General features: G+C 48.8%; 22 protein-coding genes and 1 other RNA gene. 9 read left to right on the top strand and 14 right to left on the bottom strand.

All coding sequences use genetic code 11. The annotated features are described in order from the left end of the window. Positions 1 to 19: 19 nt before the first annotated feature. The 6 genes from DCCM_RS05865 to DCCM_RS05840 all read left to right on the top strand — a co-directional run bounded on the left by DCCM_RS05865 (position 20) and on the right by DCCM_RS05840 (position 4,897). A complete protein-coding gene (locus DCCM_RS05865) occupies positions 20 to 226 on the top strand; it encodes a hypothetical protein (protein ID WP_104371507.1) in 207 nt (68 codons plus the stop codon). A gap of 34 nt (positions 227 to 260) precedes the next feature. Beyond that, complete coding sequence (locus DCCM_RS05860; protein WP_104371506.1) at positions 261 to 698, top strand: FAS1-like dehydratase domain-containing protein; 438 nt, start codon at positions 261 to 263, stop codon at positions 696 to 698. 20 nt (positions 699 to 718) lie between these two features. Beyond that, positions 719 to 1,135 (top strand): MaoC/PaaZ C-terminal domain-containing protein, encoded by a 417-nt coding sequence (locus tag DCCM_RS05855; RefSeq protein ID WP_174705140.1) that lies wholly within the window; start codon positions 719 to 721, stop codon positions 1,133 to 1,135. A gap of 13 nt (positions 1,136 to 1,148) precedes the next feature. Continuing rightward, positions 1,149 to 1,976 carry an SDR family NAD(P)-dependent oxidoreductase gene (locus tag DCCM_RS05850; RefSeq protein WP_104371505.1) on the top strand — a complete coding sequence of 276 codons (828 nt, stop codon included), beginning with the start codon at positions 1,149 to 1,151 and terminating at the stop codon, positions 1,974 to 1,976. A 60-nt stretch (positions 1,977 to 2,036) separates the two neighbouring features. Further along, a complete protein-coding gene (locus DCCM_RS05845) occupies positions 2,037 to 3,179 on the top strand; it encodes an acyl-CoA dehydrogenase family protein (RefSeq protein WP_104371504.1) in 1,143 nt (380 codons plus the stop codon). 194 nt (positions 3,180 to 3,373) lie between these two features. After that, positions 3,374 to 4,897, top strand: a complete 1,524-nt coding sequence (locus tag DCCM_RS05840; protein ID WP_104371503.1) for a class I adenylate-forming enzyme family protein — start codon at positions 3,374 to 3,376, stop codon at positions 4,895 to 4,897. Positions 4,898 to 4,940: 43 nt separating this feature from the next. Here the strand turns inward: DCCM_RS05840 and DCCM_RS05835 are convergent, their stop codons facing one another. The 8 genes from DCCM_RS05835 to DCCM_RS05800 all read right to left on the bottom strand — a co-directional run bounded on the left by DCCM_RS05835 (position 4,941) and on the right by DCCM_RS05800 (position 12,749). Continuing rightward, on the bottom strand, positions 4,941 to 6,626 hold the full coding sequence (locus DCCM_RS05835) for a long-chain-fatty-acid--CoA ligase (protein WP_104371502.1): 1,686 nt from the start codon (positions 6,624 to 6,626) through the stop codon (positions 4,941 to 4,943). A 264-nt stretch (positions 6,627 to 6,890) separates the two neighbouring features. Next, the gene (locus tag DCCM_RS05830) at positions 6,891 to 7,118 is read right to left on the bottom strand and encodes a DUF378 domain-containing protein (protein WP_104371501.1); all 228 of its coding nucleotides are present in this window, start codon (positions 7,116 to 7,118) and stop codon (positions 6,891 to 6,893) included. Between the two features lie 216 nt (positions 7,119 to 7,334). Next, positions 7,335 to 7,580: a hypothetical protein gene (locus tag DCCM_RS05825; protein ID WP_104371500.1), complete on the bottom strand. Its 246-nt coding sequence runs from the start codon at positions 7,578 to 7,580 to the stop codon at positions 7,335 to 7,337. A 52-nt stretch (positions 7,581 to 7,632) separates the two neighbouring features. Then, positions 7,633 to 8,151 carry a hypothetical protein gene (locus DCCM_RS05820; protein ID WP_104371499.1) on the bottom strand — a complete coding sequence of 173 codons (519 nt, stop codon included), beginning with the start codon at positions 8,149 to 8,151 and terminating at the stop codon, positions 7,633 to 7,635. Between the two features lie 163 nt (positions 8,152 to 8,314). Then, a complete protein-coding gene (locus DCCM_RS05815) occupies positions 8,315 to 8,527 on the bottom strand; it encodes a hypothetical protein (RefSeq protein WP_104371498.1) in 213 nt (70 codons plus the stop codon). 242 nt (positions 8,528 to 8,769) lie between these two features. Beyond that, the gene (locus DCCM_RS05810; protein ID WP_104371497.1) at positions 8,770 to 10,536 is read right to left on the bottom strand and encodes a SulP family inorganic anion transporter; all 1,767 of its coding nucleotides are present in this window, start codon (positions 10,534 to 10,536) and stop codon (positions 8,770 to 8,772) included. 576 nt (positions 10,537 to 11,112) lie between these two features. Beyond that, positions 11,113 to 12,282 (bottom strand): hypothetical protein, encoded by a 1,170-nt coding sequence (locus DCCM_RS05805; RefSeq protein ID WP_104371496.1) that lies wholly within the window; start codon positions 12,280 to 12,282, stop codon positions 11,113 to 11,115. 80 nt (positions 12,283 to 12,362) lie between these two features. After that, a complete protein-coding gene (locus DCCM_RS05800) occupies positions 12,363 to 12,749 on the bottom strand; it encodes a hypothetical protein (protein ID WP_104371495.1) in 387 nt (128 codons plus the stop codon). Between the two features lie 176 nt (positions 12,750 to 12,925). Here DCCM_RS05800 and DCCM_RS05795 point away from each other — a divergent pair, with 176 nt between their 5' ends. After that, positions 12,926 to 13,822, top strand: a complete 897-nt coding sequence (locus DCCM_RS05795) for an MBL fold metallo-hydrolase (RefSeq protein ID WP_104371494.1) — start codon at positions 12,926 to 12,928, stop codon at positions 13,820 to 13,822. 65 nt (positions 13,823 to 13,887) lie between these two features. Here the strand turns inward: DCCM_RS05795 and DCCM_RS05790 are convergent, their stop codons facing one another. Then, the gene (locus DCCM_RS05790) at positions 13,888 to 14,289 is read right to left on the bottom strand and encodes a hypothetical protein (RefSeq protein ID WP_104371493.1); all 402 of its coding nucleotides are present in this window, start codon (positions 14,287 to 14,289) and stop codon (positions 13,888 to 13,890) included. Positions 14,290 to 14,530: 241 nt separating this feature from the next. Here DCCM_RS05790 and DCCM_RS05785 point away from each other — a divergent pair, with 241 nt between their 5' ends. Both DCCM_RS05785 and rnpB read left to right on the top strand, forming a co-directional pair. Beyond that, a complete protein-coding gene (locus DCCM_RS05785) occupies positions 14,531 to 14,821 on the top strand; it encodes a DUF7736 domain-containing protein (RefSeq protein ID WP_104371492.1) in 291 nt (96 codons plus the stop codon). Positions 14,822 to 14,846: 25 nt separating this feature from the next. Next, positions 14,847 to 15,287, top strand: an RNA gene (gene rnpB, locus DCCM_RS05780) — RNase P RNA component class A. 295 nt (positions 15,288 to 15,582) lie between these two features. Here rnpB and DCCM_RS05775 read toward each other — a convergent pair. The 5 genes from DCCM_RS05775 to DCCM_RS05755 form a co-directional block, all read right to left on the bottom strand. Continuing rightward, positions 15,583 to 16,188 (bottom strand): DUF2269 family protein, encoded by a 606-nt coding sequence (locus DCCM_RS05775; protein WP_104371491.1) that lies wholly within the window; start codon positions 16,186 to 16,188, stop codon positions 15,583 to 15,585. An 84-nt stretch (positions 16,189 to 16,272) separates the two neighbouring features. Continuing rightward, positions 16,273 to 16,533, bottom strand: a complete 261-nt coding sequence (locus DCCM_RS05770; protein WP_104371490.1) for a hypothetical protein — start codon at positions 16,531 to 16,533, stop codon at positions 16,273 to 16,275. Further along, complete coding sequence (locus DCCM_RS05765) at positions 16,530 to 16,859, bottom strand: ArsR/SmtB family transcription factor (RefSeq protein WP_104371489.1); 330 nt, start codon at positions 16,857 to 16,859, stop codon at positions 16,530 to 16,532. Before DCCM_RS05765 ends, DCCM_RS05770 begins: the two co-directional genes overlap by 4 nt. A gap of 331 nt (positions 16,860 to 17,190) precedes the next feature. Next, a complete protein-coding gene (locus tag DCCM_RS05760; protein ID WP_104371488.1) occupies positions 17,191 to 17,652 on the bottom strand; it encodes a hypothetical protein in 462 nt (153 codons plus the stop codon). 435 nt (positions 17,653 to 18,087) lie between these two features. Then, positions 18,088 to 19,599 (bottom strand): PAS domain S-box protein, encoded by a 1,512-nt coding sequence (locus tag DCCM_RS05755; protein ID WP_128739103.1) that lies wholly within the window; start codon positions 19,597 to 19,599, stop codon positions 18,088 to 18,090. Positions 19,600 to 19,688 lie beyond the last annotated feature (89 nt).

Below are 19,688 nucleotides of genomic sequence, written 5' to 3'. Positions count from 1 at the left end.
ACTATACGGGGATGGTTTTTTGCAGACGGAAGTTAAACATTTAAAAAAATGCCCTATTAACGGGCGGGAAATAACGATAACCCTGCTATACCGGATGGAGGGAACCAGAACCTGCCAGGTGGCCTGCACCCCGCTTTCCTGGCGGTGCAGCGCCGAAAACCACTGCGGCGGCAAGGCCGTATGTTCTCTTTTTAAGGATTTTTTAACAGGCGGCTCACTCCTGTAATATCGGTTTAAACCTGCCTGGAAAGGAGGGCCTTATGGAAAAAAGCAAATTGGTGGGCTCATCCCTGCCTGAATTCACATTCCGGGTGGAAAAAGGCAAGATAAGGGAAATGGCGCTGGCCATCGGTGACGGCAAAAAAATATACACCGGCACGGAAGAGGCCAAAGAACTGGGCCACCGGGATGTAATAGCCCCCCCCACCTTCGGCCTGTGCATTGACCTGTGGGGCGGGCCGGACTTTATGGAAATATGCCGCTGGCTGGGTCTGAACCCGGTAAAAGTGCTGCACGGTGAGCAGGAATTCGAATATCTGGGAGATATCTGCGCCGGGGATGAAATAACGGTATCCACTTCCCTGGCCGGCTATACTGAAAAAAAGTCCATGCATATATTCAGCATCGACTCGGCTTACACCGCTGCGGGCAGGGGCCCCGTGCTTAAATCACGCAAAACAATAATTGAGCTGCAATAGTTCACCCGGAGGGAGGAATTATGAAAACGCCGCTTTTCAGTGAAATAAACATAGGTGACCAAATGCCGGCCCTGGTAAAAGACCCGGTCAGCGAGGTGCAGCTGGTTAAATACGCCGGGGCGTCCGGAGATTTCAACCCCATTCACTTTCAGAACGCCGTGGGCAAAATGGCCGGCTTCGGAGGAGTCATCGCCCACGGAATGCTGATTATGGGATTTGTGGGCCAGGCCATAACAGATTGGATACCCCAGAGGAATTTAAAGAAATTAAAAGCAAGGTTTGTCAACATCACAAAGCCCGGAGACGTCATAACCGTCACCGGGCGGGTAACGGCCAAAAGGATTGAGGACCGGGAGAATATCATCATCTGTGAAGTAAAAGCCGAGGATCAAAACAGCCAGGTTAAAGTGGAGGGCTCTTTCGAAGCCTGTTTGTAGGGAGGAATGTTTGATGGAAAAGATGTTAAAGGATAAAGTCTGCATTATTACCGGCTCCGGAAGGGGCATCGGCAAAGCCGCGGCCCTTCTTTTCGCCCGGGAGGGGGCAAAACTGGCCATCACCGACATTGACGAGGCCCCGGCCCTGGAAACAGTGGCCGAAATAAAAGCCCTGGGAGGCCAGGCCATTGCCGTGGTGGGCGACGTAACCGCCGAGGGTTATGCCCAAAGGCTGGTAAAAGAAACCGTGGAGGCCTTCGGGCCCAGCCTGGACATTTTGGTTAACAACGCCGGCTACACCTGGGACGGAACCGTTCATAAGATGACCGACAGCCAGTGGCAGGCCATGCTGGACATCCACATCAGCGCGCCCTTTAAAATCATCCGGGCCGCGGCGCCTTACATGCGGGATGTGGCTGCCAGGGAAAAACAGGAAACAGGGCGGGCCAGGATAAGAAAAATAATCAACATCTCCTCGGTGGCCGGCCTGGACGGTAATTTCGGCCAGGCCAACTATTCCAGCGCCAAGGCGGCGGTGGTGGGACTTACCAAAACCCTGGCCAGGGAGTGGGGCCCATTTAACATACTGGTGAACTGCGTGGCCTTCGGGTTCATAGAAACCAGGCTTACCCAGGCCAAGGAGAAGGGAGAAATTATAGATAGGGAGGGCAGCCAGGTGCCCATAGGCGTCCCTGAAAAAATAAGGCAGATGTTTACCCTGCTGTGCCCCCTGGGCAGGCCCGCCACCCCGGAGGAAGCCGCCGCCGGCCTGCTGATGGTGGCCTCTCCCCTGGCTGATTACATCACCGGGGAAGTAATCCGGGTGACCGGAGGGATGTAAAACCAAATTTTCTTTTTCAGGACATTGCCGTGATAAAACCCAAAACAAGGAGGTGCCGAAGTGGCCCTGGACCTAAATACGGGGGATTACAAAATATTCCGGGAAGCTTTTAAAAAATTTATTGATACGGAAATAAAGCCGCACTACCAGCTGTGGGAGGAAGAAGGGCTGGTGCCCAGGGAATTATGGCTTAAAAGCGGCGGGCAGGGGTTTTTATGCCCCTGGGCGGAGGAAAAATACGGAGGCTCCGGGGCCGATTTCGGTTATTCCGTAATTATCGCCCAGGAGCTGGCCCGGGCCGGCACCCATGTCATGTTCCCCCTGCACAGCGATATAGTGGTTCCCTATATTGCCTCCTTCGGGAACCCCGAACAGAAAAACAGGTGGCTGCCGGGGTGCGTCTCCGGGGAGCTATTGGCCGCGGTGGCCATGACCGAGCCTGATGCCGGGTCGGACCTGGCGGCCATAAAGACCACGGCGGTCAGGGATGGCGGCTGCTACGTTTTAAATGGAGCTAAAACTTTCATATCCGGGGGCGAACAGTGCGATATTGTGATAGTTGCCTGCAAGACCGACCCGAAAGCCGCTCCCCCCCACCGGGGCATCAGCCTGCTGGTGGTGGAAAACGGCACCCCCGGCTTTAATAAGGGCCGCAGGCTGCACAAAATGGGACTAAAAAGCCAGGACACGGTGGAATTGTTTTTTGAGGACTGCCGGGTCCCCGCCACCAACCTCCTGGGACTGGAGAACCAGGGATTTTCCTGCCTCATGCAAAAGCTTCAGCAGGAAAGGCTGGTGGCCGCCGTGGCGGCACAGGGTCTGGCCGAAAAAATGTTGAAGGAAGCCCTTGCTTATACATCCACCCGGAGTATTTTCGGCAAACCGGTTTCCAAATTCCAGCATAACGCCTTTAAACTGGTTGAAATGGCCACGGAGATAGAAATGGGCGGGGTCTTCCTGGAGCGCCTGGTGGAAGAGCACATGGAAGGCAAAAACGTGGTAAAACGGGTTTCCATGGCCAAATTCCGGATTACCGAAACGGCCAACCGGGTGGCCTATGACTGCCTTCAGCTTTACGGAGGTTACGGCTATATAGAAGAGTACCCCATCTGCCGGGATTACCGGGATATCAGGGTGCAGACCATTTACGCCGGCGCCAGCGAGGTAATGAAAAGCATAATAGCCAGGGATTTGGGTATTTGAACGGGTTTATTGACTGAATGCCTGCCGGGAAACCGGCGGGCATCACCCCGGAAGCAAATCTATTTTCTGAAATTTCACAATTGTTTATACATAATCATTATAAACCGGCCTTCCCCACTCTGTTAACCGCGCCCAAAAACACGGGGGCTATTTCTTAAACAGTATTATTATAAAGGAAGCGAGGCGTCCACTGAATGGATATAGGCGGTTTACTATCCCTTCACGCCAGGAAAACGCCGTTTAAAGAGGCCCTGGTATACGAAGACAAAAGATATTCCTATGGCGAGCTAAACGCCCAGGCCAACCGGATGGCTCATGCCCTTATACAAATGGGAATAAAAAAAGGGGACAAGGTCTCGTTAATGATGCAAAACAGTCATCTGTACGTAATGGCCTTCTTCGGGATATTAAAGGCAGGGGCGGTGGCGGTGCCCGTTAATTACAGGCTGGCCCTGCCCGAGGTTTTGTACATACTGGAGCAATCCGACAGCAAGGTGTTTATATTTGACCCGGAATACGAACCCCTGGCCCTGGAAATATCAAAGAGTATGTCCCCGCTGTTCATTAAAGCCTCCGGCCCGGCAGCGCCGGAAAACATGCGCTGCTGGGAAGAGTGTGTAAAAAGGTCTTCGGAAGAGGACCCGGATATTATTGTAGATGAATGGGACGACTGCGAAATATTATATACCTCGGGAACCACGGGCAGGCCCAAGGGAGCGCTGTTTGATCACCACCGCATACTCCATGTGGCCCTGAACATGGTGGTTCATCTGGGGATAAACCCCAAAGACCGGCTCCTTCACGTGGCTCCCCTTTTTCACTCAGCCCAGCTTAACCTCTTCCTGGTTTCAGGTATGTACGTGGGGGCATCCCATGTCGCGGTAAAAATATTTGCCCCCGAAAGGGTGCTGAAAACAATTTCCGATGAAAGAATAACATTGTTCTTCGGGGTTCCCACCATGTACAATTTCATGTTGCAAGTTCCGGACCCGGATAAATACGATCTTTCTTCAGTCCGGCGCCTTGGCTACGGGGCGGCGCCCATGGCGCCGGAACTGGTTAAGCGTTGCATGGAATTTTTCGGCAATAAAAATTTTTACAACCTCTGTGGTCTAACCGAGGGGGGACCGGGCGGAATACTGCTGGAACCGGAAGACCAGCTAAGAAAACCCGGCGCCGGGGGCAAGGCTATCAACAACCTGGAAGCCCGGGTGGTGGATGCCGGCAATAATGATGTTAAACCGGACCAGGTGGGCGAATTCATAATCCGGGGCGAAACCATCATGAAGTGCTACTACAAAAATCCGGAGGCAACAGGGGAAGCCTTAAAGAACGGCTGGCTTTACACCGGTGACCTGGCCACCGTGGATGAGGAAGGCTACATCACCCTGGTGGACCGTAAAAAGGACATGATTATCAGCGGGGGCGAAAATGTTTATTCCACCGAGGTGGAGCAGGTTCTTTACGAATACCCGGACATACTGGAAGCAGCCGTTATCGGTGTCCCCAACCCGGTGTGGGGCGAGACGGTGCTGGCGTTGGTTTGCCCGAAACTGGGGCGGCAAATGGCCGAAGCGGATTTGAAAGCTTTCTGCCAGACCAGGCTGGCTGCTTATAAGGTTCCCAGGGTCATTGAATTTATCGACGCTCTGCCCAGAAACGCCTCGGGCAAGGTATTGAAGAACGTATTAAGAAACAAATATAAATTAGTCAAATGATTAATTTTTGCCCCCCTCCCGGTTACCCGGGGGAAAGCCACGCCTATTCGGACGTGGCTTTCCTTTCTTCCTCCACAAGAACTCTGCGCAGTATTTTCCCCACCATGGTTTTGGGAAGCTCCTGCCGGAACTCAATCTTTTTGGGAACTTTGTATTTGGCAAGCCTCTCCTGGCAGAATTTTATTATCTCCTGGTCGCTGGCCGTCTCATTATCCTTTAATATGATATAGGCCTTCAGGGTTTCTCCCCTGTATTTGTCGGGAACCCCGGCCACCACCGCTTCTTTGACCTTTGGATGTTCGTAAAGAACTTCCTCCACTTCCCGGGGATAGATATTGTAGCCTCCGGCTATAACCAAATCCTTCTTGCGGTCAACTATGTAATACAGGCCCTTATCATCAACCTGGGCAATATCCCCGGTGTGAAGCCAGCCGTTTTGAAGGCATTTGGCCGTCTCCTCGGGCATATTCCAGTAACCCTTCATAACCTGGGGACCGTAAATACACAACTCTCCAGGCTGACCGGGGCCGACCTCGTCCTGGCCGGTTTCAATATCCACCAGCTTGCACCTGGTGTCCGGCAGGGGAAATCCTATGGAGCCAACATAGCGCTGGTCATTTACGGGGTTGCTGTGGGTAACCGGTGAGGTCTCGGTTAGGCCATAACCCTCCAGCAGCCTGCCTCCGGTAATCTCCTCGAATTTGTCCCTGACCTCCACCGGCAAGGGAGCCGCGCCGCTCAGGCAAAGCCTGATGGAAGAGAGATCATATTTTTTAATTTCCGGATGGGAGTTTACCGCCACGTACATGGTGGGAGCCCCCGGGAACAGCGTCGCCCTGTATTTCTGGATTAACTTCAGCACGTTGTTTATCTCGAAACGGGGGACCAGAATCATGGCGGCCGCGTTATATACACAAAAATTCATCGCCACGGTCATGCCGTACACATGGAAAAAGGGAAGCGCCGCCAACAAAATTTCCTTGCCCTGGCGGACTTCCGGCCACCATGCGCTTACCTGCATCACATTGGCCACCAGATTCCCATGGGTAAGCATCGCCCCCTTGGAAAGGCCGGTGGTGCCTCCGGTATACTGCAGCAAAGCCAGGTCTTCCTTTGGATTGATGTCAACTGCCGGAGGATTGGGAGGATATTTGTCAATCAGGGATTTAAAACCGGTAATTCCCTGGCCGGCTGGTATATCCACCCACTGCCCGTCCTTTTTGGCTTTAAACGGATATATAAGGTTAAGCGGGAAGGGCAGAAAATCTTTTATACCCGTAACAATGAAATTTTTAAGCGGTGTGTCGTCCTTAACCTTGTTAATTTTAGGATAAAGCAAATCAAGAAAAATGATGGTTTCGGAATCCGCATCCCTCAACTGGTGGGAAAGCTCCCTTTCCATGTATAGGGGATTGGTCATAACCGCCACGGCGCCAAGCCTCAAAACGGCGTAATAGCTTATCACCGCCTGGGGACAGTTGGGCAGCATTATCACCACCCGGTCGCCCTTTTTTATACCAATATGGTGCAGGGCTGCGGCAAAGCGGTCCACTTTGTTCTTTAGCTGCCGGAAGGTCATCTTGCCGCCCATAAAAATTGTGGCCGTATTATCCGGATATTTGCCCTCGGACCGCTCCAGCAGCTGATAGACGGATATGTCGGGATAATCAAGGCTTCTGGGTACCCCTTGGGGATAATATTCAAAATTATCTACACCGGTGCCGGTCATAATATCCCTCCTTCAGTTGACTGATTATTCATTCACTTTATATTATAATTTAACACTATAATCACACAATTTCAATAAATATTAAAATTGTAATTTATTTTTCTATCGCAAAAAGTCTAAAAATAGTGAAGAAATACTCTGAGCGGAGTGAAACATTTTTTCAGGCTTGAGCAATCCCACTATAATATTTATGCTGTGAAAGCCGGCTAAAATGCCCCGCTGCTAAAACCGCCCGGGGCATTTTTTATGTATTGCCTGCTTATGTTATTGGTTCTGATCCACTTTAAGTCTTTCCCTGAATAACCATGGAATGAGATACAGGCCGCTGATTCCCACCAGTGTGTAGATTATTCTGCTGAGCAGGGAAGAGTTTCTGACGGTGTCCCCTCCCAGCAAGGTGGTAACCAGATCCCACTGGAATAAGCCAACCAGCAGCCAGTTAATGGCACCGATGATTACCAGGACAAGGGCCGTCTTGTTAAGCCATTGCATTCCTTTTCACCCCTTCATTAATATGATTCATTTAAAAATAAATACCTGTAATATTATTAACAATATAAATTTTACCTATACATCCCCGTTTTTGGGAGGCCCTTCCTCAGTTATTTCTTTCATAAAAGAAAGTTGACAGGATAAGGTTTTAACTTTCCGGATTAAGCCAACAAAAAAGGACGGCCCGTCAGGTCGTCCTTAAAGCTTGCCTGTATTTCAGTTAATTACGTTGCCGTCCAGTAAATCCAGAATTTTTAAAAACTGGGCGGTCATTAGTTCTCCCACCGGCTTGTTCAATTCGGCGGCCTTTTTTTCAATAATCCTGTACTGTTTTTCCAGAAACTCATAGAGTATATATTCCACCACCTGGTCCTCCGACTGGCCTGTCTTTTTTGCATATTCCTCCAGTTTGCGGACGGCTTCCTCAGGCAGTTCCAATTGATACTCCTTTTCCTCCGGCATGCTTCCCAACCTTTCCAAATAAATTTTTCAAAATTCTTCCGGCCCGGATTTTTCAGGCCTGGGATATCTCCCTGTAAAAATGCAGGCATTTCAAGGTGTCTATTTTCCAGCAAGTGAGATTGGCGATGGTGGCTTTAACCGGCCCGGCCGGGTTTACCTCTTCCGGCTGGGCAAGTTCCATTACCAGGGGTATAAATTCCTGCGAAGTATCTTCGGCTTCAATTCCTCCGCCGTCTTCCCGCTCCAACACAACCCTGGCGTGAAGCGGGTCATCGTATATTATTTCCCCCGCAACCGGTTTCTGAAAAAGCTCCCACAGGCACTTTTTCAGCTCCCTGACCACCGATCCCATGGTGTCGCTGATAAATCCGGGTTCCCGGGACAGACTGATAATGGTGTTAAGGCTGATATTGGGTAATACATAAGACCACAGGCCAAGAAAGTAGCCCTTTCCCCGGCTGTCCAAAAGATCCCAGAAAGAAGCCGCATCCTCATCATGTACTGCTTCCAGAAACCTGGCGGCAATCTCTTTTACAGAAGCGCCGCCGCCTATTAAAGATTCATCCGTCAATCTTTTTCACCCCAATTGGGGACAATCCTTCGCGAAATTGTTTAAAATTATGGAATTAATATAACCTGAGAAGGTGTGTCCCCTAACCTTATTATATCACCTTTCGCCACGGGGCCTGCCGTATCCTCCAGATGATCGGATAAAAGATTCCCGGAGGAATCTTTTATCTGTATAGCCTTATTATCTTACCTTCCACAATATTGCATACCTTGATCCAGGTTCTGATTATCCCATAGGCGGGACCGGGCAAGGAAGCCATCATTAAGCGGGCTAAAACTATAATTGCCCCCATCATAATTTTTTTTGCCGAGTCCCAGGTAAGGCACAGTAATAAATGATGCACAGGCAGAGCTTCGGTTTTCACCCATGTGGACATGATGTCTCCCTCCTTTACCGTTTCCTATATCCTATACCGTTTCCTATATCCTAACCTGAATCCCTGTGCGGCAAAACAGTTTTCATGTCAATTGCTAAAATTATCGCTTTTTTAATATGTATTCCGGTGCTAAAGGAAATCTTGTCGCTCCCCTGCGGCAATAGGCCGGTCTACATTCATTAAAGCAGAAAAAACAGCCGTTCAAGGCTGTTTTTTTTTGCTTTAATTATTTTATTCAAAGACTAACCAACCGGCTGGGATGAGGGCTGCGATACCTTTTTCCCCAGACCGAAATCTATGTCGATTTCTCCCCTCAGCCAGGCATCGGCCTTTTCCAGCGCCTTTGCCGATGAAGCCAGCACTTCTTCCTCGGTGACAAATACATTCCCCTCACCCACCATGGATAGTATGTGGCTTTTCTCCATCATTCTTTTTATTGAAGGACGGACGTCACACAAAAGCACTTTTTTGCCCTCCTTCAATACCCTGCTTATAAAACCTTCAATAACCTCAAGGGATGTTATGTCCATCATGGTTACCCCGGTGAATTTGACCACCAATACCCGGGCATCCGAGTAAACGTCATTTAATTTTTGTTCCAGATCCGCAGAAGAACCGAAATAAAGATTGCCGTCCAGTTGCACCACGGAAATGGTAGAATTGACCGGTTGACCGTTACCACAGGCGGTATGGTACTCCACCAACTGCCCGGGGCTGCCGTTTACCGGGGCCAGCCTTACCACACTGGCCGCTCCGGTTTCCTTCAGGTAAAGCAGAATGGATATGGCAATCCCTGAATAGATTGCATATTCCAGTTCAGGCGCGAGAATTGTGGTCAAAAAGGTAATGGTCATGACAATGGCGTCGTTTCTGTTGGATTTGAAAACTTTGCTGACCGCGTTTTTATCAACCATGGTGTAGGCTACCACCATGATAACCCCGGCCAGGCTGGCATTGGGGATATATTTGGCAAAGGGGGCGAAGAACAAAAGCAAAACCAGTATAACAATACCGGTAATAACCCCGGTTAAACGTGTCCGCCCACCGTTCTGAAAGGCAATGGCGGAGCGGGTAAAGGAACCGGAACCGGCTATGGAACCGAAGAAAGCGCCACCCATATTGGCTATGCCCTGTCCTATGAATTCCTGGTTGGGATCAATTTTCTGCATGGTCTGGGCTGAAATGGCCTTTGATATGGACACCGCCTCCACCAGGCCGATAACCGCTATTACAATAGCCCCTCCCAGCAGGGAGTTGATACTTTCAAGGTTCAAGCTGATCATGCTGAAGGGAGGTATCGCCGAGGGAATCTCGCCGGCCATTTTAATACCGTATTTATCCAGGCCCATAAGCATTACCAGCACCACCGAAAATATAATTCCCAGCAGCGCTCCGGGGATGTTTTTGCTTATTTTTTTAGATACTATTATCACCAGTATGGTAAAAATGCCCAGCAGTAGAGCGTAATTATTCATTTTATCCATATTTTCAAAGGTCAGCATGACCTTCTCCAGGGTGGAATGCTTACCCTGGCTAAGAGATATCCCCAGCAGGGCATTCAACTGGCCCAGGGCTATTATAACCCCCGCCCCGGCGGTAAACCCCACAATTACGGAGTGTGAGACATAGTTGACAAGTTTGCCCAATTTTAACGCGCCCATGGCAAATTGTATGGCTCCCACCATAAAGGTCAGCAGGAAAAGAGTGGCCAAAAAATTTCCCTGTCCCAGATAAACCGCCATATAGCTGGAAATAAGCAGCGAAACGGCATTGGTGGGGCCGGTGGCCAAATGGTTGGAACTTCCGAATACGGAACCCAGAATGGCCAGCACAATGGCCGAGTAAAGACCGTAAGCCGGATCCACCCCGGCAATCATGGCATAGGCCATGGATTGCGGCAGCGCCACCACCGCCACCGTAAGGGCCGCTATAAAATCGAATCTGAAATATTCTTTTTTATATGTAGCAATTGTATTGATTATGGGAATGTTATTTTTTAAAAATTCCATAAAACCAGCCTCCCCTTTGCTTACACATTATCCCGACATATTTTTTATAAACTTTACCGCCTCCCTAAAAGCAACAAAGCCACCCGCTGCCCGCATTCAGACAGTTTAAATGGCTTTTCAATAAAATATTTTGAAACGGATATCACAAACCTGCCGTCAATGGTATCATGTGCACTATATCATACAATCTCCTTCTATTCCTGAAATCCGGCTTTATATTAATTTTACATCATTGTTCGTTAACATACAATTAATATTTTATAAAATTCAAAGAAAATATAAAGAGCGAACCGGGTCCGGGCTTTAGCCCGCTTCTCCCCGACCTCCGAGGGCGGGGTCTTACAGGCTGTTAGCGGGATAAAAAAGGATACAGGCGCTAATTATAAACAAAATAAAAAGCCCCTGTCTCCTTTTGTGAACAAATAAACATCAGGCCCAATCCGTGCTTTTTCGAACAATAAAAAATACCCCCTATGATAGTGTCCATATTCTACCATAGGGGGTATTTTAATTTACTGTTTCCCGGGGTTCAGTTCATTAAAGCGGGGGATTTCTTCTTTGCGCGGTCAAATTAATCTAAAGACCTACCCTCTCCTCACCGGAACCGCAGCCCCGCTTCTTCCAGTGACTGCCTCCGGACACGCCTCCCGCCGGCCGGTTGAACCACACCACCAGGGCCAGGAATAGAAGAAAAGCCGCCAGCATGATGGTGCCGGTACTTCCGGAAGGAGTCATGAATATCCTGACCAAACCCATGGCCAGTGAATATTGCAGCGTCCAGAGGGCAAAGACCCCGTAATTCTCCAGGGCCAGCTCAAGCATAATGCCCACGGCGGCAGGAAGCAGGCTATACCACGGAGACAGGGGGGAATGCCCTCCCAGAAGGGGATACAACTCCAGCAGCATCCCTGCTATTATTAAATATCTACCCAGGGGAGCAATTCTGCGAACCAGCGGGAATTTATCCATATACATGCTGTAAAAACCAAGGGCCAGCATCAGAACCTCTTTAAGACCCACAAATTTTTCCCAGTCTGAAAGCGGAGAACTGGTAACAGGCCTTGATTCCGGCACATGCCTTCTCTCGGGATGCAATAAAGGGAATAATTCCGGAACAAGGGAAAGCAGAATCGCCGCCAGCCAGTAACCGGGCCGGTAGATTTCAAAAAGCGGCTGGTGCAGTCCCGGCATTAATATGGCTGTGCACAGCCAGAAGAAAAATAAATAGACAACCGTAAAAAGCGGGGCATGCAGCAAACGCAGGTCGAAACACCACAGGGGTATAAGACTTGCCCACAACAGCGGCACCGCCGCAACCACCACCGGGGACGGATCCACCAGGTAAATAACCACGGATGATATCACGGCCCAAAAACAGGTTAGCCAGAAGGATTTGGAGGATACCTGCTGGGTTGCGAAGAAATTAGCCCAGTAAGACAAATGGTAAGCGGCCAGAACCGCCAGGGAAACCACCACCATATCAACGGCAAAAAGCAATACCTCGTGAAAAGCCTCCCCGGCGAAAAGACCCACCGACAAACTGCCTATAAAAATAAAGGGTTTAAATATCCAGGAGTTAATTTTTCCCAGCCTCAGGGCGGTATAGTACCCTGTTAACAAATACGAATAGGGCACCCACAGGTAAAGGGCGAGAAATGCCGCGAACCCGCCTATAAATATTCCTTCCAGCGCTGACTGGGGCAAATTTATTAATTTAACCGTTTTACTGTTAACGTTCTTTTGCACAGGCCGCTACCTGCCTTTTCCTTTATCCTTAAAATTATATTATTCTTCATATTAAAAATAAATCCCGAATAAAAATGCGATCAGTCCATTTCCAATATCTCGCCGTAACATTCCCTGCCAAAGGATCGGTCAAATTCGATTCCGGCAAAATAGCCGGGGCGAATTTCCCGAAAATACAGCAATAAGGGCACCATTATCTCTTTCAGGGATTGAGCCGTCTCAGGGAGCACGCAGGCCTCCAGCAATTCACGCCACTGGGGCAGGGTATAGCTGTATACCACCCTGGTTTTAACAAGCCCTTCCGTTACCTCGCTGGGAAACCTGAAGCTCTCCTCCCCGGCAAAAACCCTCTGAATGCCCACGGTGCCCGGAGCCTTGCCCTGGTAAATTGCTATGACATTGATCAAATCCTGCTCTCCAAATTCCTTATCCCGCAAATTTTGCACCAAAAGCTGCGGTCTGGACATTACTTCACCCCGTTCGATTCATAATTATGCCGTTCAAATTCCCGTCTGCAATCCAAACCAAGCACCCTTCTCCTAAAAAGGCGGATAACTAATTATATCACGGGTATATATTTGTGAAAACTTTACCTTGAATTATGTATAATATAATTTAATAAAAACGAAAGGAACTTTTAGCAATGGAGCTTGTTGCACTGACGGAAAATGTATTTTATCTTTCAGCGGCCACCAATGTGGGGGTCGTCGCCAATGACAGCGGACAGGCCGTACTGGTGGACACCGGCATCGACCAGCAGGCGGCCAAAAAAACACTCAAAATGCTTGAAGAGCATAAACTTAAACCCGTGGCCGTTATCAATACGCACTCCCATGCCGACCACATCGGTGGAAACCAGTTTTTGCAGGACAGGCTGGGCATCCCTGTTTACGCCCCGGAGGGAGAAGCCCCCTTTATCGCCAACCCCTCCCTGGAACCGCTTTATCTCCTGGGGGGAACCGTGCCGTGGAAGGACATGAAAAATAAATTCCTCTGCGCCCGGCCAAGCGAAGTCACCCCTATAGCCGGCGGCGAAACTTCAATCAATATAGCCGGCATACAACTGGATATACACCGGCTGCCCGGCCACAGCCACGATCAGATCGGTGTTTTTGCCCGGGGGGTGATGTTCTGCGGCGATGCCTTTCTAGCCCCGGAATACCTGCAAAAGCACGGTATTCCGTACAATGTGGACATAGCCGGCTACTTTGCCTCACTGGAACGGATACTATCCCTAAAGGCGTCAGTCACCGTACCGGCCCACGGCGGGGAGTTGACCGATCCCGGGGAGGTTATCGGCCGGAATTGGCAGACGGTTCAGCAACAGGTGGAAAGGGTCGAACAAATTATCTCCCGGAACCCCTGCGCCGTGGAGGATGTGGTGGCCGGACTGTGCGGCATGCTCAACTTTAATATCAGCCTGCCAACCCTTTACTTTCTTTACAGGACCACCGTCACAGCCTATCTTGGCTATCTCCTGGAAGCCGGGCGGGCCCAATATATTGTCAGGGACAACAGGCTGGTCTGGTCGGGGAAATAGCGGCAAGACTGAAAACACCGCCCTGGAACAACAAATCCGGGCGTTTTAATGCCCGGATTAAAGTTTTACTTGGGCGTAATTGTCATAAGCCTTTTGTCCGCCGACCAGTCCAGCCACTCTCTGGCCTGGCACACGGGACAGGGGGCGTGGTGGCATTTAATCCTGTCCCACTCCTGGGTGTAGGCTTTAATCCATCCCTGGCCCGTACAGCGGTCGCACTTTGTCCCGGGAGATTCCTCCCCCCCGCTGTCGGTAACCAGTTCTAAAATTTTCTCACCACTGCTAATTGAAACCCTGGGGGCGTGATTTGCCTGCTTCTGTCCAATTCTGACAAAAGTTCCGCCACAAATCAAGCATTCCGCTTTCAACTGGGCAGGGCCAAAAATCGTGGTGCAGCCGCAGCTCCACTTGTCCCCCTTTTGTTTCTGCTTGGCCCCATTTCGACTGATACCGGTGCCTACCGCCATGTACTTACACATCCCTGTTTTTTATAACAATAATACCATAAAAAGGTCCCATTATCATGTTTTTTTGATAAATGGCGGGTAAAGAGCTCATCTAAAATTCAGGTTGCCGGCATCGAAAATAACCGTGCTGCGGGCAGGAAATACAGGGCTCCATTTTTATCACAAGCATACCGTGTTATATAATTAGCCGGGGATACCATTCCACGTACCGGCAAAAGAATTTTCCCGGAGGTATTGTTCAATGAAGAAATTCGGCATTGATATTATTCTGACTATTATAAACGACAAGGTGCTTACAAAAAACCTTGAAGAAGCTCAAAGTGTAGCCAGATACATGACAGGAAAAAAAGAGATTTTAAAACATGAATTGCACCTGGTGCTGCGGGAGTGCGCCCCTTATTTGCTGCAGCAGCACCCGCAGCTAAGAGAAATTAATGTGGATGAAGTCAATGAAGAAAACTGGGATCAATGGCACGCCTCCGTGGCCAGGGACTATGGCACCGAACTTCCGGTCAGGCCTATTCACCATTGACAGTCTTAATGATATAATTCTGATATGAGTAAACCGGGTGGTCGCGGGCGCAGGAGCCGAAAGGCCGCGCCTAAGGAAAGTCCGGGCTCCGCAGGGCAGGGTGCTGGGTAACGCCCAGTGGGGGCGACCCCAAGGAAAGTGCCACAGAAATGCAGACCGCCTGCTTGAGAGGTGAGAAGTAAGAGGCAAGCGGCGAGCAACGGGAAAACAAGACAGTTATTTTTCACTTCCGGCCTCTCACCTCTCACTTCTCAAACAGGCAAGGGTGGAACGGTGCGGTAAGAGCGCACCAGCGGCCGGGTGACCGTCCGGCTAGGTAAACCCCGCCCGGAGCAAGACCGAATAGGGGGGGCAACGGAGTGGCCCGCTCCGCTCCCGGGTAAGGTCGCAAGAGGCGGCGGGCAACAGCCGCCCTCAGATAGATGATCACCCCAGACAGAACCCGGCTTACAGGTTTACTCATAAGCTAAAAGATAAATTCCGCCCCGGGGCGGAATTTATTATTTTCCATGGGATCTGTTTGTCGTAAGCAGGTTTCCGCCGTCGCAGGTATAGGTGGTTACGTTAAAGGTTTTAACGCAAGATACCTGACTTTTTTAAAATAAAGACAGGGCAAGGGAACCGCCCCCTGTCCCAATCCCCCCTTGACAGGGGGATTATTTGGGGGCTAATCGGGTTATCGTGTTGATCTGCCTCAGTAACTTCCAGCTACTTGTTGTATTAAATCTTTGTTACACGTACTAAATAGTTGCTTTTATCAACTAAGGAGTTGTTGCTGCATTTTCTCTTTTCCCCCATGGTTTAATATAAGAAATTACTACTAAGAAGAATAGTATAGCGAGACATATTGCAATGCCAAAGAATAACAACTGACGATTCTCAAGATAAGCCGGATTTTGCAAAGGATGCATACCACTGGCAATCTTGCTGGCAGAGAGTGAATCGCTTATCCAAATCCGCACATAGGTGCTGCCCAAAATAATCGCCACTATATTACCGATCCATTTTGCAAAAACCCAATAATGTTTCGTTAGCCCTCCCCAATGCGTTCTTATAGCGAGCCAAATTCCGGTAATGAGCGAACCGAAAGCACCAGGAATGACTAAGAAATGATCAAAACGCTTTATGAATACATGTGAAGCATACACCAGATTATTATCGGTCGTAAATTTCGTCAAAACGGCAAGTAAAAGCATTCCAAAAACCCCGCCTAAATAAATAATGACAAAAATCATATGGGTGATGAGCCACCAATTCTTTTGCTTTATTTTTAATTTATTTTTCCTAAATTTACCGATAAGCAGAGTAAGACCGGTTATCATTAGAAGCACAGCTAATATAGTTAATCCTCCAATAAAAAGATCCATTTTGTTTCTCCTTCACCTTTATAATTTTTGAGCTGGACTATTTATTAACGCTAGATTATTGAGGATCTTTCTGCGGTTATAACTTCATTCAACCTCCCGAAGCATTTTTTCTATAGAAGCTACGCGAAAGCGTAAATCGGATAGATCTTCCGAGATTTTCGTTTGAGCCGAGATAGCTTCTTCCGCGAGCTTGCGATATGCCTCATCCCTGGCGATTTCTGCCCTACTCGTCATTCTTATTTGCCAAGTTCTGAGACCTTGCCATACCAATACCACAGCCAGCGGTACGAGCAGTACGAGCGCAAAGACCATTCCGCTAATTTGTGAAATAACTTCTTCGTTCATTTATTATCCCCCTTTTCGTTGATAGTGTCGTCTGGAGTGGTGCTACCAGTTTTTTTAATAGTAAGCGTTTTTACCGCTTCTGCGATGCTCTCCGGATTTAAGTGGAGTGCAAACGGTGTCACTTCATAATAATTCATAGCTTTTCCGTCCTCTGCCAATTCCAATTTACTAGTTACTAATCCAGCGGTCTCTAATCGTTTTAGATGCATGTATAACAGCGGTCTGCTAATCTTGGCCTCACGGGCAAGCTGACTGACATGGATACGCCTGCCTTTTAACAAAGCAATGATTTGTATCCGGTGGGGATTTGCCAGTGCCTCCAACATTTTGATTAAATCATCACCTGAAGGTGACGCTGGTTTTAAATTATTGTTATCATTTATTTCCTATACCCCCTTTTAAACGTTGTGTCGTGGTGCTTTCCGCGAGATTTTTAGCAAACCAGCACTCCAACAGTATTAGACTTGTCAGGCAGGGATTAAATATTAATATCTTTCACCTGTAATAAATATATTACAGGTGAAAGATTTATGTCAAGACGAAATTATCCTTAAACTAATTGCTTCCTGTTAGTTTAAGTGCTGCACAGTATTAACAGAATACCCATTACAAGCACAGCATCTGACACGCATGGCAATACCACACCCACAGCTATACTTAACCCGCAATGCCATCCGGATGAAGCACCCACGACTCGGGGCCGAACAGCTTTGGCCCTGGCGGCTGACGGAACCACTTCGCAAACTCATCAAATCTTTTCATTTCCCAAAGGGGAAAAGCGCTTTCACAGGAATCCGCACCCACCTCCTTGGCAAGTTGAATTTTTTTCGGTGTCCCAGCCCTGGCATAATGAAACCTCTTTCCCTGCCTGTGGGCCAACCGCCGCCAGTAAAGGGCGGTGGCTTTAAACCGGTTGCTGCCGCCCAGGAATATACCGACAAACCCGTCCAGCGCCTGCGCTACCTGCTCCAACCTCATGCCGTCCTGCACCGCCAGATACCAGGGCCACGCCCGGGGCAGCCAGTCAAGCCACCGGATTGAAAACTCCAGGAACTCCTCCCCGTCGGCAACGATATCCGGAACAATCGCAAGATACGGGGTGCCAATTCTGAACGCCATCTCCAGGCGGCGAAGGAAATCACCAGTTTCGAATGGCTTACCGCTGACCCAGTCCCGTTATGCCCCGTTGTTAAAACCCCATTTCTCGCCTGTGTAAATGTTAATGTGCCTGTCTATCACCATCCGACCCCAACCGAGGCGCTGAAGTTTGGCAACCAGCCTTCTGTCTCGGTATTGTCTGTAATCATGTGCATGGCCTTGCCGCCCCCTTAGAAACAAAAAACCAGGCCGCACCAAACACATTTGGTTGACCCGGTATTTCACCTGGAAGAGAAAACAGACTTAATAAACTCAAACAGCGTATTCTTAAGAAAAAAAAGACCTGCGAAACATAAAGTTTAGCCCAAAATTTTTAACTATTTATAACATTGGAACCGTCCCCACGTTAGGAACCCACGTTATGGTTGTCCCCACGTTATGGTTCAAGCGGTTTATCTAATTAAATGAAAAACCCTTGTCCTTAAACAGGCTGAGACAGGCATCAACAGCCAGGGGATCATAAAGCCGCGCCCTGTTTCTATGTATTTCCTCCAACGCCTTGTCAATACCCAGAGCGGGACGGTATGGCCGATGCGAAGCAATTGCCTCAACCACATCCGCCACGGATAAAATTCTAGCCTCCAGAAGTATTTCCTCACCTGCAAGGCCCGACGGGTAACCGGAACCGTCAAACCTCTCCTGGTGCTGCAACACTATTTCAGCCACCGGATAAGTAAAAGGTATTCTCTTTATTATGTCATTGCCCATTTGAGGGTGCGTTTTAATCAATTCCATCTCTATATCCGTAAGCCGTCCCGGCTTGCTTAATATTTCCGCCGGAACATAAATCTTACCAATATCATGAAGAGTCGCAGCCACATGAATACCCTCTACCATATCCTCCCCCAGATTCATTTCCATGGCTATGGCACAGGCCAGGCTGGCAACCCGCTGCTGATGCCCGGCGGTGTAGGGATCTCTTTTTTCCGCCGTGGCCGAAAGAGCATTAACCGTTTCCTTTAGAGTACTTTTCAAATTTGCAAAACTTTTATTAATTACTTCTTCTGCCCTTCGTCGCTCGGTTATATCCCTGACATTGACCATCACCACATGGTCACTTCCATAACTTATGAGCGAAGCAACAATTTCAACATCCACCGGCAGCCCATCCCTGCGCATGTACTTTCTTGTACCAATATTGACCTGGCGTTCTGTTAGCACCTTAGTAATATTTTTGTATATACTATCGCTATCAGCCAATATAAAATCATCCAGAAGAAGCCCACCGAATTCAATCTCGCTATAACCCATCATTGTCAAGAACTGGGCATTAGCCTCCTGAACCTTTCTGGTCACCGGATCGAATATATAAATTCCGTCCGATGACTGCTCAACCAGAGAACGATAACGCTCCTCGCTTTCCCTCAAGGCAGCTTCGGCCATCCTGCGGCTAGTAATATCCCTGAAAACCACGACCGCGCCCGCAACCTTCCCATTCTCACTTACCGGTGTGCATGTATACTCCACAGGAAAGCTGCTGCCATCCTTCCTCCAAAATATTTCATTATTTAGCTGGCGTGGGATACCGTCCCTCATGGTGGCATGTATCGGACAATCATTGTGGTGGTACGGCAGCCCGGGCTCCTTGGTATGATGGAGGATTTGGTGCTGGTTTCGTCCTATCATATCTTCAGGTCCAAAGCCCGTAATCCTTACCGCAGCCGGATTGACAAAAGTGGTATTACCATTTAAATCTACACCATATATACCGTCTACAACAGCCTCCAGAATAAGTTTATTCTGACGGTTGGACCGTTCCAGGGCTTCCTCTGTTTTTTTGTATTCCTCCAGTTGCTGCTTCATTATTTCGTTAACCACGGTAATTTGGGAGAGCCTTTTAGTCACCTTTTTATTCCGGACTCTCTTCAACCCTCTGTAGTGCTTCCTCAGCTCGTTTTCTCTCTTCACTCAGTTTTTAACACCCCCGCTAAAGTTCCAATTATTCCGCACAATAAATTTATTAGACATCTTTATCTATTAATAAAACACTTTATCAT

The sequence above is a fragment of the Desulfocucumis palustris genome, assembly GCF_002933875.1.
Taxonomy (GTDB): Bacteria; Bacillota; Desulfotomaculia; order Desulfotomaculales; family Desulfocucumaceae; genus Desulfocucumis; species Desulfocucumis palustris.
The sequence above is the reverse complement of the archived record's forward strand: the minus strand, read 5'-3'. Positions and strand labels throughout refer to the sequence as shown.